At 34.1% G+C, this 15,549-nt stretch carries 13 protein-coding genes; 5 read left to right on the top strand and 8 right to left on the bottom strand.

Annotated elements, in window-relative coordinates; translation table 11 throughout:
- Positions 1–16: 16 nt before the first annotated feature.
- Positions 17–1,387 (bottom strand): DNA repair protein RadA, encoded by a 1,371-nt coding sequence (gene radA, locus KQI94_RS10360; RefSeq protein ID WP_002356050.1) that lies wholly within the window; start codon positions 1,385–1,387, stop codon positions 17–19.
- A gap of 78 nt (positions 1,388–1,465) precedes the next feature.
- Entirely contained in the window at positions 1,466–1,951 is a 486-nt protein-coding gene (locus KQI94_RS10355; protein ID WP_002361472.1) for a dUTP diphosphatase, read from the bottom strand.
- Between the two features lie 319 nt (positions 1,952–2,270).
- On the opposite strand from KQI94_RS10355, the gene proB reads away from it, so the two are divergent.
- Together proB and KQI94_RS10345 are read left to right on the top strand one after the other, a co-directional pair.
- Positions 2,271–3,086, top strand: coding sequence for a glutamate 5-kinase (gene proB / locus KQI94_RS10350; RefSeq protein ID WP_002389550.1), 816 nt, complete (start codon positions 2,271–2,273; stop codon positions 3,084–3,086).
- On the top strand, positions 3,073–4,326 hold the full coding sequence (locus KQI94_RS10345) for a glutamate-5-semialdehyde dehydrogenase (RefSeq protein WP_002389776.1): 1,254 nt from the start codon (positions 3,073–3,075) through the stop codon (positions 4,324–4,326). The genes proB and KQI94_RS10345 overlap by 14 nt, the downstream gene beginning before the upstream one ends.
- 91 nt (positions 4,327–4,417) lie before the next feature.
- Here KQI94_RS10345 and KQI94_RS10340 read toward each other — a convergent pair whose 3' ends face one another.
- Positions 4,418–5,365, bottom strand: coding sequence for a YafY family protein (locus KQI94_RS10340; protein WP_002389777.1), 948 nt, complete (start codon positions 5,363–5,365; stop codon positions 4,418–4,420).
- A gap of 64 nt (positions 5,366–5,429) precedes the next feature.
- Here KQI94_RS10340 and KQI94_RS10335 point away from each other — a divergent pair, with 64 nt between their 5' ends.
- The 3 genes from KQI94_RS10335 (at position 5,430) to KQI94_RS10325 (ending at position 9,573) form a co-directional block, all read left to right on the top strand.
- Positions 5,430–5,897: a VOC family protein gene (locus KQI94_RS10335; RefSeq protein WP_002368625.1), complete on the top strand. Its 468-nt coding sequence runs from the start codon at positions 5,430–5,432 to the stop codon at positions 5,895–5,897.
- A 7-nt stretch (positions 5,898–5,904) separates the two neighbouring features.
- On the top strand, positions 5,905–6,414 hold the full coding sequence (locus KQI94_RS10330; RefSeq protein WP_002368626.1) for a ClbS/DfsB family four-helix bundle protein: 510 nt from the start codon (positions 5,905–5,907) through the stop codon (positions 6,412–6,414).
- Positions 6,415–6,957: 543 nt separating this feature from the next.
- Complete coding sequence (locus KQI94_RS10325) at positions 6,958–9,573, top strand: YfhO family protein (protein WP_002368627.1); 2,616 nt, start codon at positions 6,958–6,960, stop codon at positions 9,571–9,573.
- Between the two features lie 297 nt (positions 9,574–9,870).
- Here the strand turns inward: KQI94_RS10325 and KQI94_RS10320 are convergent, their stop codons facing one another.
- The 5 genes from KQI94_RS10320 to KQI94_RS10300 form a co-directional block, all read right to left on the bottom strand.
- A complete protein-coding gene (locus tag KQI94_RS10320) occupies positions 9,871–11,070 on the bottom strand; it encodes an ABC transporter permease (RefSeq protein WP_002368628.1) in 1,200 nt (399 codons plus the stop codon).
- The gene (locus KQI94_RS10315) at positions 11,067–11,750 is read right to left on the bottom strand and encodes an ABC transporter ATP-binding protein (protein WP_002368629.1); all 684 of its coding nucleotides are present in this window, start codon (positions 11,748–11,750) and stop codon (positions 11,067–11,069) included. Before KQI94_RS10315 ends, KQI94_RS10320 begins: the two co-directional genes overlap by 4 nt.
- The gene (locus tag KQI94_RS10310) at positions 11,747–12,952 is read right to left on the bottom strand and encodes an efflux RND transporter periplasmic adaptor subunit (RefSeq protein ID WP_002368630.1); all 1,206 of its coding nucleotides are present in this window, start codon (positions 12,950–12,952) and stop codon (positions 11,747–11,749) included. The genes KQI94_RS10315 and KQI94_RS10310 overlap by 4 nt, the downstream gene beginning before the upstream one ends.
- 934 nt (positions 12,953–13,886) lie before the next feature.
- The gene (locus KQI94_RS10305) at positions 13,887–14,513 is read right to left on the bottom strand and encodes a hypothetical protein (protein ID WP_002368634.1); all 627 of its coding nucleotides are present in this window, start codon (positions 14,511–14,513) and stop codon (positions 13,887–13,889) included.
- On the bottom strand, positions 14,510–15,019 hold the full coding sequence (locus KQI94_RS10300; protein WP_002368636.1) for a stage II sporulation protein M: 510 nt from the start codon (positions 15,017–15,019) through the stop codon (positions 14,510–14,512). The genes KQI94_RS10305 and KQI94_RS10300 overlap by 4 nt, the downstream gene beginning before the upstream one ends.
- Positions 15,020–15,549: the final 530 nt, after the last annotated feature.

Raw genomic sequence — 15,549 nt, 5'->3', positions numbered from 1 at the left:
ATTATTTCTATTTTCATTATTTAAAAACTTTTCTTAACGTTTCACCAATTGTTGAAACGCCAATAATTTCAATCCCTTCAGGCGCTTCCCAGCCACCAAGGTTATTTTTAGGGACATAGACTTTTGTAAAGCCTAGTTTTTGCGCTTCACGCACTCGTTGTTCAATACTATTCACGCGGCGAATTTCACCAGTTAAACCAATCTCACCAATGAAACATTCTGAAGATGAGGTTCCTTTTTCTTTATAGCTAGAAGCAATACTGATTGCTAACGCTAAATCAATAGCTGGTTCATTAATTTTGACTCCACCAGCCGCTTTTAGATACGCATCCTGGTTTTGTAATAAAAGGCCTGCCCGTTTTTCTAAAACCGCCATGATTAAAGAAACGCGATTAAAGTCCAACCCGGTGGTCGTTCGCTTGGCATTGCCAAACATCGTTGGGGTAACTAACGCTTGGATTTCCACCAAAATGGGGCGTGAACCTTCCATTGCTACCACAATTGAAGATCCGGTGGCTCCTTCTAAACGTTCTTCTAAAAAGACCTGAGAAGGATTCATAACTTCAACCAATCCATGTGTCTGCATTTCAAAAATACCAATCTCATTCGTTGAGCCAAACCGATTTTTGACAGCCCGTAAGATTCTAAAGGTGTGATGCTTATCTCCTTCAAAATAAAGAACCGTGTCTACCATATGTTCCAACATCCGTGGCCCTGCGATAGACCCTTCCTTCGTTACGTGTCCGACAATAAAAATGGCAATCCCATTCGTTTTTGCCAGTTTCAATAATTCGGCAGTTGTTTCTCGGACTTGACTGACACTACCAGCAACGCTGGTAACATCTGGCTGCGTCATTGTTTGAATCGAGTCAATAATGACATAGTCTGGTTCTAATTTTTCAATGGCTCGTGATATTTCGTGCATATCTGTTTCTGCGTATAAGTAAAATGTCTCGTTGACGGTGCCTAGACGCTCCGCTCGTAATTTAATTTGCTCAGCACTTTCTTCACCAGAAACATATAAAACCGTGCCACCTGTGGCTGCTAATTGTTGCGATACTTGTAAGAGCAATGTTGACTTACCAATTCCGGGATCGCCACCGATTAAAACTAACGAACCTGGGACAACGCCACCACCTAAAACCCGATTCAGCTCCACTAATTCAGTTTTTACACGCGGCTCTTTTTTAGGTACGACTTCAGATAGCCGTTGTGGTTGTGTCTTTTTACCAGTCAAACTTACTCTAGCACGACGATCAGAAGTATCTTGAATAACCTCTTCCACCATCGAATTCCATTGTCCACAATTAGGACAGCGGCCGAGATATTTTGGAGACACATACCCACAGCTTTGACATTCAAATTGAACTTTTGCTTTTTTTGCCATGTAGAATCTCCTTATCTGTTGTTTATTTTAACATTTATTAAATGGTTTGAATAACGTTGCCTACTGAAAAAATGGGCTTTATTTTTGTCCAGACGAACCAAAACCGCCCGTTCTTTCTGCCTCGACTTGGTCATCATCCGCTAATAAAAACGGCTTAAAAATCCCTTGGCCAATTCGTTCACCTTTTTCAATGACAACATCTTCATATCCAAAGTTTAAAAATTGGAACATGATATGTCCTTCGTTATTCTCGTTATTATAATAATCACTGTCAATGACTCCGACACCATTCGCTAAAAGTAGGAACCGTTTTAGCGGGTTCGAAGAACGACTCACCAATTCTAAATATTCAGAATCAGGCATATACGCCTTAATTCCTGTTTTAACTAAAATTGGTTTGGGATTTTCTCCAGCTTGTTGTAACTTCCAAAGACTTGGTACAACGACCGTTTCGGCTGCTTGAAAATCATACCCAGCGGCACCTTTTGTTGCTCGTTGTGGGACACTCAAGCCCTCTTCTTGATACTTAGAAATAATCTCAAAACCACGTTGTTTCATATTCATTCTCCCCTACTGTCTAAACTACTCCTATTTTACCATAATCTCTGATACTCTGGTTGTTTTTAGTAAGTTTCTCATTTCTAAAAGCCCAGTTAATCTAGACTACGCAAAAAAGAGGAGAATTTTTGTTTATTTTCCTTCTTTTAGTCTATCATCTTCTCTTAAAATAAACAGACCAAATCCCAAAAAGTCCCAAGATTCCCTCAAAAAGTTCACACTTTCATTAAACTTTCTTTACTATTCATTATTTAGCACTTTCTAGTAGCCGCTGATTTTGTTATAATGAGTGTCAAATTTTACTGTAAAAAGAAACGAGGCACTTATGAGAAACAAACTCCAACAGGCCAAACGAATTGTGATCAAAGTCGGAACCAGTTCTCTGATTTATCCCAATGGCAATATTAACTTAAAAGCAATTGATCAATTAGCCTTTACTTTGAGTGATTTAAGCAACCAAGGCAAAGAAATTATTTTAGTTTCTTCTGGCGCAATTGGTGTCGGACTGAATAAATTAAATCTATCTGTACGCCCAACGACAATTCCCGAACAACAGGCAGTCGCTGCAGTCGGCCAAGCAGAATTAATGAACATTTATAATCAGCGGTTTTCAACCTATAGCCAACAAATGGCACAAGTTTTATTAACTCGTGATGTTATTGAATATCCTGAAAGTCGCAATAATGTTACCAATACTTTTGAACAACTGTTAAAAATGAATATTATTCCTATCGTCAATGAAAATGATACTGTCGCAATTGAAGAATTGGATCACTTAACCAAGTTCGGGGATAACGATCAATTGTCTGCCATTGTCTGCCAAATTGTTCAAGCTGACTTGTTAGTTATGTTATCAGATATTGATGGTTTCTTTTCAGATAACCCTACTGTCAACAAAGAAGCCACATTATTTTCTGAAATCAATGAAATTAATGAAGACTTGTTCCAATTAGCCGGTGGCAAGGGGAGCCGCTTTGGCACTGGTGGGATGTCTAGTAAATTAAAAGCTGCTGAACGTGTGTTAGCTAATCAACAGGCGATGATTTTAGCAAACGGAAAGCAGCCAAAAATCATTTTTGAAATTTTAGAAGGAAAAGATATCGGTACGTTATTTATTAAAGGAGGGCATGAAAGTGACTGATTTAAAGCAACTAGGGCAACAAGCTAAAGAAGCCTCTTATACGCTAGGCTTGATGGATACTCGTCAAAAAAATACTTTGTTAAACAAAATGGCCGCAGCCATTGAAGCCAATGCGTCCCGCATTTTACAAGCAAACGCATTAGATTTAGAGCAAGCCGCTACCCACGGAATTTCTGAAACAATGCAAGACCGCTTACGTTTAACAGAAGAACGGATCACAGCGATGGCCGAGGGCATACGCCAAGTCGCTACTTTACCCGATCCAATTGGGGAAGTAGATAAAATGTGGCGCAATGAAGCGGGGCTGTTAATTGGGCAACAACGCGTACCTTTAGGTGTTATTGGGATCATTTATGAATCGCGGCCAAACGTGACAACAGATGCCGCTAGCCTTTGTTTCAAATCAGGAAATGCTGTTATTCTTCGAGGCGGAAAAGAAGCGTTTCACTCCAATCAGATATTGGTGACAATTTTACAAGAAGCGCTAATCCAACAAGCCGTTTCTCCCCATCTCATTCAATTTGTTGATGATACTTCTAGAGAAACAGCCCAACAATTTATGCGCTTAAATGACTACTTGGATGTCCTCATTCCACGTGGCGGCGCCAATTTAATCAAAACTGTTTTGACAACAGCCACTGTTCCTGTTATTGAAACAGGCACAGGCAATTGTCATATTTACGTGGACAAAGACGCCCAGTTAACAATGGCAACTGAAATTATTGTCAATGCTAAATGTCAACGTCCTTCTGTCTGTAACGCCGCCGAAACGTTATTAATTCATCAAGAAGTGGCTGAAGCCTTTTTACCAACAATTGAAAAAGCCTTGAAGGAGTTTCACGTGGAACTTCGGGTAGATGAACGTGCGTTAGCAATTTTTGAAGAAGCCATTCCAGCGACTGAACAAGATTGGGAAACGGAATTTCTCGACTTTATCTTAGCAGTGAAAGTCGTTGATTCTTTAGACGAAGCCATCCAGCATATTAATCGCTACAATACAAAACATTCTGAAAGTATTATTAGTGATAATTACTTTGCCACACAACAATTTTTACAACAAGTGGATGCAGCCGCTGTTTATGCGAATGCTTCAACTCGTTTCACGGACGGTTTTGAATTTGGATTTGGCGCCGAAATCGGCATTAGTACGCAAAAATTACATGCCCGTGGACCTATGGGCTTAGCAGAGCTTACTTCGACAAAATATGTTATTTATGGAAATGGGCAAGCACGTTCTTAGAAAGAAAAACCCTTGATTTAAAAATCAAGGGTTTTTCTTTCTCCTCTCCAACGTGCATTTTTACACATGAGATTGTTCACAGTTCCACAATCTATTCTTGATATTTTTTTTGAATCCTCATTATACTTTCTACATATGCTTGTTTCACTTGGACTGGCTCTAAAATTGTCACTTCTTCACCAAAGCCCATAAAATAGTTGGCTAAAAATTGTGTTTCTGTTGGATGAATCTGTCCAACTAAAAAACACTGCGTGGGCGTTTCTTCCAACTGAATATTGTCAAAGCGATGTTTATAAAAAAATTCTTTGCCTTTTTCTGTAATGATTGCTTTAAATGGAATCGTACGTGCCGTCGTTTGTTGATGGCGATACGATTCTTTCAGTTCTTCAGTCGTAAAATCCAGTGTTTGGTTTAATTGCTGAATAGCCTCCATAAAATCACAGCGGTAAGTACGCCAAGCCTTTTTAGTCACATCATAGCCTGAACAATACCAATACCCTTCTAAAATAGTTAACCGGGTTGGTAAGATTTTTTTCGTTGTTGCTTCATATCTGGTATAGTTAAACTGAATTACTTGTTGCGCCAAAATACAATGAAACAGCTGCTCTAAATTGCCTGGTGCTTCTACTTGTTCAATTCCTTCGTAATAGACGACCTTACTCATTTGACTGATTTTAAATTGGGTTGGTTCATCTAAAGAATGCAATAATTTTTGCTTAATTTGCTGATAGGAATGACCAAACGGTGACTCTGCAACTAATTTCAGTAATTGTAACGAAAAAAAGATCGCTAACACTTCGTTTTCATTAAAATAAATCGGCGGCAACAACGGTTTGTTTAAAACTCGATAGCCACCATAACGACCATTCTCCACATATAGCGGCACGCCTAAATTTTCCAAAGCTTCAATATCCCGCAAAGCTGTGCTTTTAGAAATCCCAAAAGTTTTCATTAACTGATTTAAATTAAACTGAGGATGGGTTCTCAAGAAAAAAAGTTCCTGATTTAAACGTTCTGATTTTTTCATTTTTCCCTCCATCGGTGTCACTTTTTGACACCTTTTATTGTTATGCTTATCTTATCAATCTTAGGAGGTTCAAACAATGAAAAACACACAATTTGCCCTTTTTATGGTCTTAAACGGACGAGCAACGGAAGCCTTGACGTTTTACCAAGAAGCCTTTGCTGGTGATATTCTTTTTAAAATTACTAATCAAGAATTTAAAGAGCGTTTAAATCCTTCTTTGACCATTCCCGCTGGCGAAGAACACTGGCTTTCTCACTCGATTTTACAAATGGACACTTTTCAATTACAACTAGCTGATAATCCTTTGTTTGCAGGAATGAATACCACGCCCACAGAACAATTGACCCTCAGCTTAACCGTCGAGAGCCGTCACTCTGCCAAAACAATTTTTGAAAAACTCACGCGCCATCCCGAATCCTGTATTATCCAAGAACCAATTGAAAATGAATTTGCAACGTTTTATGCGATTGTGAAAGATCCTTTTGGTTTAGTCACTCAAATTACTCATGAAAAACAAGCAGATCCTACCAAGAAAGGAAGTTAGCCGAAGAATGCGAACCTATGAATCAAAAGAAGCCTTGATTGAAGCCATTCAAATAGCTTCACAAAAATATTTAGCTGAATTTGCAGAAATTCCTGAAACACTTAAAGATCACCGAATTGAAACAGTAGCTAAAACACCTTCAGAGAACTTAGCCTATCAATTAGGTTGGCTCAACTTGCTGCTTTCTTGGGAAGAACAAGAACAACGTGGTCTGACCGTTCAAACGCCAGCTGAAGGCTATAAATGGAATCAACTGGGCTCTCTCTATCAATCATTTTATCAAACCTATGGACAAATGAGTTTAGAAAGTCAGCTGATTGTGTTGCAAGACACCTTAGAAAAATTACTTCATTGGATTGACTCGCTTTCCGAAGACGAATTATTTTTACCTCAACAACGGGCTTGGGCGACTACCAAAGCACAATGGCCTCTTTGGAAATGGATTCACATTAATAGCGTTGCCCCTTTTACTAGTTTCCGAACGCAAATTCGCAAATGGAAAAAAGCGTGTCTTTAAAAAGTTATCCACATTTTTTCAAAAAAAGCTTGACAAGCATTTTTAAATTCTCCACAGAAAACTTTGTGGATGAAATTTCTTGTTTTTTCCAAAAAACTTTTCCACAGTGCTTATTTGTTCGACATTAAATCCTTGTAAATTCTAGAAAAAAGAAGATGAAAACGTTGTTTTAATAACGTTTTCATCTTCTTTCAACTTTAGGGGCTCCTTCACTTTTAGCAAGCAGCCCTTCTGAACTTACGTCTATTTTTTTTAGCAACTCGAAAACTTATCCTTGTGGATAAACCGAGATAAAAAGCTTTTTTGTGGTTTTCAACAGAGTTATGCACAAAGTTATCCACAGGGTGTTTTCAGCAATTTTTCGGAGAATATTCGTTGTTTGATCTGGTGATTTAGTATTTGAATGTCAATCTCTTACTACTAATTCTTCTTCACTCCACCCTTAGGATCCTAATAAAATTTTAAAGTTTTTCTTCTATTGGTACATCAAATAAAGAGTATGATAAACTATAGGTACTTTCGAAAAATCAGGTGAGGTTATTTATGAAAAATAAAAGTAGGCAGTTTTTAAAAAACAACTGGCCTTATATGTTAGCCAGTTTCTTCATTCCATTTTTAATTATGGCAATTATCTATTTGAGTATTGGGATTTATCCAGGAAGTAGTCGCAGTGTTTTAGCCAGCGATGCCTTTTCTCAATTTTCAAATTTTCACGCAAGCTTTAACAATGTTCTTCATGGAAAACAAAGTCTTTTCTATACGTGGAATGCTTCTTTGGGACTAAACTACTTGTCCTTAATTTCCTATTATCTTGGTGGCTTATTTACGCCGCTTGTCTTTTTCTTTAACAATCAAAACATGCCTGATGCGCTCTATTTCCTAACGTTGTTGAAAATTGGGAGTGTTGGCTTGAGTTTTTGGTTCTTGGCAAAACAAACCTTTAAGATTCCTAAATGGTCCCATGTGACTTTAAGTGTGTCTTATGCGCTAATGTCCTTCATTGTGGCCCATTCAGAATTAATTATGTGGCTGGATGCCTTTATTTATCTGCCACTCGTAATTTTAGGAATTCATCGTTTAATGGACCAACGAAAACCGACATTATTGTTTGTCAGTTATTTCTTTCTTTTCATTACAAATTATTATTTTGGCTTTATGATTGGGTTGTTTTCCTTCCTGTACTATTTTGCACGAACGTTTACAGACTGGCAACGATATAAATCTCGAATCGTTGCGTATTTTACTACTTCTCTTTTAGCTGGTGGAGCATCCATGATTATGGTCTTACCTGCTGTCTTAGATTTACGAACCAATGGTGAAACTCTTTCTGAAATTACAACCTTTAAAACAGAAGCGACTGCCTTTTTAGATATTATTATGAAAAATATGATTGGCGTTTACGATACAACCAAATATGGGTCCATTCCTTTTATTTACATTGGGTTGTTGCCTTTGATTTTTTGTCTCTTCTATTTCGTTACGAAAGAAGTTCCATTGAAAAACAAACTACTTTTTGGCAGTTTGTTTGTCCTATTGATTGCTAGCTTTTACATCACGCCCTTAAATTTATTCTGGCACGGTATGCATGCGCCGAACATGTTTCTTTTCCGCTATAGTTTCCTCTTTTCATTCCTAGTTATTTTGCTTGCTGGTTATGGTTGGGAAAAATTTGAAAAGGATGATCTCGGCGTCTTAAGCGGCTTGATTTTGATTCTTTTAGCAATTTTTGCTCTTGCAATGGGCACAAAAGGTGCTACTAGTTATACGTATGTGACTTTAACCTCTTTCGTATTAACGGCAACTTTTTTACTATTATACTTTTTCGGAATTGCTTTTTATCAATTGAAAAAAGCGCCTATGCAATACTTAGTGATTTTACTATTGCTGCTCGTTTCTGGTGAAGCAATCATTAATACACGGGCGATGGTCACTGGTATTTTAGATGATTGGAACTACGCATCACGCAGCTTGTATTCTGAGCCTTATCCTGACTTAAAAAATCTAGTCGATCAAACAAAAAAAGAAAATGATACCTTTTACCGCTTGGAAAATTTAAATGGTGTTTCGGCCAATGATGGCATTAACTATGGCTACAGTGGCATTAGCATGTTTTCTTCCGTTCGGAACCGACATTCTTCAACATACCTAAACGCCTTAGGTTTCCGCTCGCGAGGCACGAATTTAAATATTCGTTACCAAAATAATACCTTGTTAATGGATGCTTTGATGGGCATTAAATACAATATTGCTGAAAACAATCCAATGAAATTCGGCTTTGAGCGACAAGCAGCTGCTGGTAAATATCAGCTTTATCGTAACGAAAATGCTTTGCCGTTAGGATTTTTAGCAGACAAAGAGATTTACAATGTTCGGCAACCTCTCAATGATAATTTAGGTAGTCAAACAAATTTACTAAATGCTTTAGCCAATACCAATGAACGGTATTTTACCTTTTATCAACCAACGATGACGCTTCAAAATAACGTGACAATTACGCAAAATACAGCTGGCGTAACTTTTACGGAGAAACAACATAACGTAGCCAAAGAGATTTCTTATACAGTCAATGTGCCCGCCAATACGCAAGCTTATTTGAGTTTATTCCCAACGGATTTTGCTCAATTGGAAAGTTCCACTGCGACGGTCACCGTGAACGGCTCGAGTCAACAATCACAAATTGGCATTACTGGCCAATATTATAATTTAGGCTACTATCCAAAAGATACAACCGTTAACTTCAAAGTAAGTTTTTATGGAACCAAAGCAGTAAGTTTTGTTCAGCCGCAAGTAGTTGGCTTAAATACCAATGCATTTGAAAAAGCCATTTCCGCCGTGCAAGAAAAAGGCGTTGATTTAACCACTGGCAAACGCTCTGCTTCAGGTACCTTTACCGCCGACAAAGATCAAGTACTCGTCACTACAATTCCTTATGACAAAGGTTGGCGTGTCAAAATTGATGGCAAAAAAGTTACCCCAAAAGCCTTTAAAGATGCCTTTCTAAGCGTTCCTGTCAGCGTTGGAACCCATACTATTCAGTTCTCTTATTTACCAGAAGGATTGATTCCTGGCATCGTGTTATTCGTTCTATGTACTGGTGGTTTCGTTGCCTACGTAACCTTGATTCCTGCTAGACGAAACCGTAAAAAAGAAGACAAATAAAAAATCTTTCACAAAAAACTAAGGTTGATTTTAAGGGTTATTATTAAAATGACTCTTTATCAATAAAGTCTGATGAGTTGTGAAAAACAAAATCTGAGACAGAATGGGATTCATTCTGTCTCAGATTTTTTTGTTATAAATGATTTAGGCAGTTAAAATAGATATTCGTTTATTCTATGAAATATCTATGCTTTTTCAACTTTTTAGAGTCCTACTATTACAAGCTCTTATTTTACATTAAAAAATAAGATTTAATTCAAGAACAACATATGTCAAACTACTCTCTTTTTGACTAGATCATCTTAATATATCAATTATATCTTTTTCAGCTGCTTCTGAGGCAGGCATTACAGAAAACACTAGTCCAATAACTGAAGCAACACCAACCGCTAGTATAATAGTAAATAAATCAACTGATACGTGAACCTCTATCAAAGAGCCAATACCATAAGCAAAAATCATTCCTAATAAATAGCCAATTATTCCTCCAGAAATAGTTAAAATTAAACCTTCTAAAAGGAATTGTAACATAATAGATTTTCGAGTAGCTCCTAATGCTCTTCTTATACCAATTTCTTTTGTTCGCTCAGATACAGAGATGTACATCATATTCATGACCCCTACCCCCGCAATAAACAATGATATTCCTGCTACAGCTGTTATAAAATAAGTAATTGTACTGAGAATCTGACTAATTCCTTTCGTCAACATTGCTGTATCTATTACTTCATATTCTCCCAGATGTCTCAAACTACCCTTATCTTTTAATTGTTTTATTACTTTTGAAGTCACCTTATCGGGTTTAACTCCTTCTTTTAAGACTAATGTTAGAGAGGAAGTATTTTTATCTGATTTAAAATAATAGTGATACGTATCTTCTGGAATTTCAATATTTGTATTTGACAAGGAAAACAAATTATCTTGCTCTTCTCCAGGGAAAACCCCTACCACTTTAAATAATTCTTGCTCAATTTCAATTCCTTTACCCAATGCTCGTTCTAGTGTATTAAATAACTCTTTGGCTGTAAATGAATCAATTGTTGCTACTTTATTTAATAATCCACTATCTTGGCCTGTTAAATTTCTGCCAATAGAAACTTTTTTTCCTTCAGAATCTATAAGTTTAATCTGTTTATTTTTTTTATTTCCCCTAATAAACAAATCTTTGTAGATTTGCTCTTCATCAATTTTAGAATAGTCAGCTTTTTTTACCCCTTCTACATTTCTTATTGTAGATAAGTCTATATCTTGAAAGAATTTTGTATTTGTATCATATAAGGACGTATCACTCGGTGTAAAATTTAATTGAATTTCCACATCCTTAGAATCACTCTTAGTAAGATTTTTTATGGTGTCTTTCTCGAACCCTCTTCCAATAGCTAAAATTGTAATAACAGACGATATTCCTATAATAATTCCTACCATGGTTAATACACTACGTTTTCGATTATTTTTAATTGCTTTCCAAGCAGAACGCATGTTTACATAAAGATTCATTGCACCAACTCCTTATCTTCAATAATTGCACCGTCTCTAATAGTAAGCAACCGGTGACAATAAGGAACGACTTCAGGGTTGTGAGTAACCATAATAAGCGTTACGTCATCTTCTTTATTTAAAGTAGTAAAAAGTTGTATAATCTCCTCTGAGGTGTGTGTATCTAAAGCACCTGTCGGTTCATCTGCTATAATAAACTTAGGGTGATTAATCAATGCTCGGGCAATGGCCACCCGCTGCTGTTGGCCACCAGACAACTGCTTTGGGTATTTATATTCTTTTCCTTTTAAACCAACTCTATCCAATACGGAAAAAACTTTTTCTTTCGTTTTAAAAGGAGATACCCCATTATAAAGAAGAGGTAGTTCTACATTTTCATAAACTGTGTTGCTCTCAATCAAACTAAAGTTTTGGAAAATAAAGCCTACTGTTTGATTTCTGATTTTAGAAAGAATGTCATCTTCTGTATTAACCAAAGATCTGCCTTCAAACAAGTATTCTCCCTCAAATTTACGATCGATAAAGCCCAAAAGATTAATTAATGTCGATTTGCCAGATCCTGAAGGGCCCATGATCGCTATCATTTCACCTTTTTTGATGGATAACTGAATATCTTTTAATACATGAAGTGACTCCTCTTCATTTGTATAGTATTTATTTATCTTATTGAGTTCAATCATTGTTTCACCGTCACTTTTTGGCCATCTTTCAGACTAGTATCTGGGTTTTCAATAATTAAATCATTTTCCTTAAGTCCAGTCTTTACTACATATTTCTCATTATCTTCTTTTACTTCTATTTTCTTTTTAACAACTTCTCCTTCTCTATAAATAAAAACGAATACTTCATTATTATTTTCTTTAACTGTATTCTTTTTAGCCAACTCTAAATTATTCATTGGAACACTGATTTGGACATTATAGCCATACTGAATAGGTTCTTTAGGGCTAATTAAAAATGAGAATATTGAAATTGTACTGTTTTTAGTTGATGATGTATTTTGTGCACTGACAGCCATATCTTCAGGTAATGCGTTAATTTCAGTAATTATTCCATCTGTTGCTTTTTCTTCATTGATTTGACTAATCGTTACATGTTGACCCACTTTTACTTTATTATAATCATATTCTGTGACAGAACCTTTTATAACTGTCTCCGGACTAACAATAGTCGCATATGGTACTGTTGTGTCTACTTTACCTTTATCGTTAGTATAGACAATTCCTTTGAATGGTGCTGTTACGGTAGTGGTAATTTTCTTTTTTGTCTGTTCAATAGTATTATTGGCACTGGATAAATCAACATTCGCCGCATCTAACGCTTGTTGTGCTTGTAAAACTGCCTCTTTTTGTGTATCTAATGCTTGTTGTATAGTTTCAATTTTATTATCAGATTCAGCTTTTTCGGTTTTTTTAATTTCATCATCCATTTTTTTATTTACAATGGTGGTTTGTTCATTTTTAGCAATGGTTAAGCGATTTTCTAATTCTTGTTGTTTTTGTGTTGCATTATCTAAATTTATTTGAGCATTTGTAACTGCCAGATTCAACTTTTCTAGAGATTGAGTTTGTTCTTCCGCTTGATCTTCAACAGTTGTATTTTGATAAGTAGCCACTACATCATTTTCATTGATTTCTTGACCATTTTTCACGGAAATAGTATTAATTTTCCCAAGGGATTGATCAAAATTTAAATAACTAGTTGTTTTAGGTTGAACAATCCCTTTAAAAATTAAAGAGTCACTCTTCTTTACTGTAACCGTATTATATAAATCTTCTTTTTTTGAAGCAGTGAGATTTGATTTATAGATAATAATCCCACTAAATAATAGTATTCCACCTATGATACTTAATAAAAAAATTGTTTTAGTTAACTTTTTCAATAACGTTCTCTCCTATAATTATTGGTAGTTTTAGCAATAACCTAAAAATAATAGTTGTAATTCCTATTACTAATCCCATAGATTGTATTTCTAAATCATTTATAAAATTAGCTGCTGTCAACAAAGAAAACATAATAGGACTGACTGTCCCTCCCAAATTTAAATAATGCAGAGATTTTTAGTGGGATTTGAATCTTGCTTATCTTTCTATATAAAATATAACAAAAGCGAGCAAAAAATTTGTTCAAAATAACGAGCACTTTCACTGGTATACTATTTATTTGATTATATATATTAACTAATTTTAAATTAGTTAAATTAGCATAAAGTTCTTTATTTAAAATAAAATAAGTAATCAATTTTATAATTTTCAAAAAATTCAGCCACTCTAAATATTAATTTTACAATATAACGCAATTTACTTCATACTATTCCTACAATTTATATTTTATATAATTAACGATCCTATATTAATTAAAAGCAATAGTAATTTTCCAAAAAACAACAATTTAGTTGCTCTTACATCCTTATTATTACTGTAAAACAACAATAAAAAAACTATCACTTCAATAATAGAAGTACTAATTGATAGCGGTAATCTATCAATTGTTACTATTTGAGAAATAACAATAACTAGTAGATTAACTAAGCTTACTGATAATAATAAACAGATAAATATATCTTGATCATAATTTTTTTTAATCCAAAAATAAGTAAAATAATTTTTAAGAGTATGAACGTAACAAAAAAAATAAACAAGTTAGCGATTATAACTACAACTATCATAAAGAAATTAAATTTTCCATTTGAAATATTTAATAGTTTTGATGACTCTTCAATCACTTCTAATAACTTATTATCTTTTTCTATTAGAGTAAAAAACACAAAAATATTTGAAACAATATATGGTATAAAAAATGCAATTATCGACCAGTTACTCTTCTTTGTATTCAATTAGCTCACCTTCTTCATCTAAGTTTATAACAAAATAGTTATACTTGTATTCTGATTCTAATTTGTTATGTGAAACTAAAATAACACAAGTTCCTTCTAAAATTAATTTATGACACTGTTCAAATAAAATATCTCTACTCTGCTTATCAATACTTGAAAATGTTTCATCTAAAATAACTAAATCCCAATGATTTTTCTCAAAAAGTAATGTACATGCTGCTTTCAATAGCATTCCTAGCGAGGCATTTTCTGCCAAAGTGGTTAATTGTTTATCATCATTGTAAAGCTTCTTTATTAACTCTATTTTCGTTGTGGTTAGCTCTAGTCCGTGAATAGAATAAAACAGCTCTATATTTTCTATTATAGTGAGGTAGTAATGACATAAAGACTGATCTGTCAGAAACAAATTTTTTTTATTGTTATGTTTAAAAGTCCCCATTGAAAAATATTCTATGTTTCCCAAACATCTCAAAAAAACACTTTTCCCACTTCCATTACTCCCTCTTAAAAAATACATACTATTTAAAAAACTTATATTAATAGCACTAAAAATAGTCTTTTCTTGATACACTTTTCCAAAATTTTCTAATTCAATAACTGTTTTCATCCTATCATCCCTTCTATTATTCCTGAAATGCAAACCAATATGTAACTGAATATATATATTTTTTTATTTTGTTTAATAGCCTTAAAAACATCGATTACATTAAATCTTTTAAAAAATATAATACAACAGTTTAAAGATAAAAACATATACAGAAACATGTTCGGTAATTCTACAACTCCATGTTTAAACAATAATTTAAATGTTTCAAAGCTCCCTACGTTGTTAACAGATATCCAAACTTGAAAAGATATCATGAACAACTCGTATAAAATTAAAACAGGTACAATTGGAAATAACAGTATATATTGTACAAAGTTTCTAGTATTATTAGCAATGATCTCCAAGGAATAACTAACACCATATTTTACACTTTTAATACTAGCTTCATTAACTTCCGATGGAATATCAAATTGTTCAAATGTAAAATACACAAACATAAGATAAAGGATAGCTGCTAAAAAAAATAGTAAATATTCCTTTACCTTAAATTTATTGTCTTGCTTCATTTCAATCTTCAACTACTCTCTATTAAATATTTTATAATATACGATTTCCCTATTAAAGATAACAGAATAAAAATAAACAAAATATATTGAACAATAAAATTATTTTCTTTTTTTCTAGTTAAGATTCCTTTATTTTTTAATTGATAATATAAAAAACTAATACAGAAGATTACTATTGTTAAATATGTAAAATCAACCAAAAGAACTGCCAACTTTCGATTTCCACTAAAAATCAAAGAAATTATACCTATCATTATAAAAATCAAACATTTATGGAAATAACTCGATAAAAAATATACTTTATTTTTCTGTACCGATGAATTCTTAAAAAAATAAAATTCTGAACTTGTTCTATTTAAATTTTTAAAATACTTATCTGAAAGTAACTCCATATCTACCAAACTAAAAAAAATCAACAAACCTATGTTATCAAAGATAAGATCAACAAAATACGATAAAGTCCGTATAATTGTGTAAAAGTAAAAAGGCCATATAACAGTCCTTTTACGGTACAATGTTTTTAACGACAA

This window comes from Enterococcus sp. S183_ASV_20 (genome assembly GCF_018919685.1).
Taxonomy (GTDB): domain Bacteria; phylum Bacillota; class Bacilli; order Lactobacillales; family Enterococcaceae; genus Enterococcus; species Enterococcus faecalis.
The sequence above is the reverse complement of the archived record's forward strand: the minus strand, read 5'-3'. Positions and strand labels throughout refer to the sequence as shown.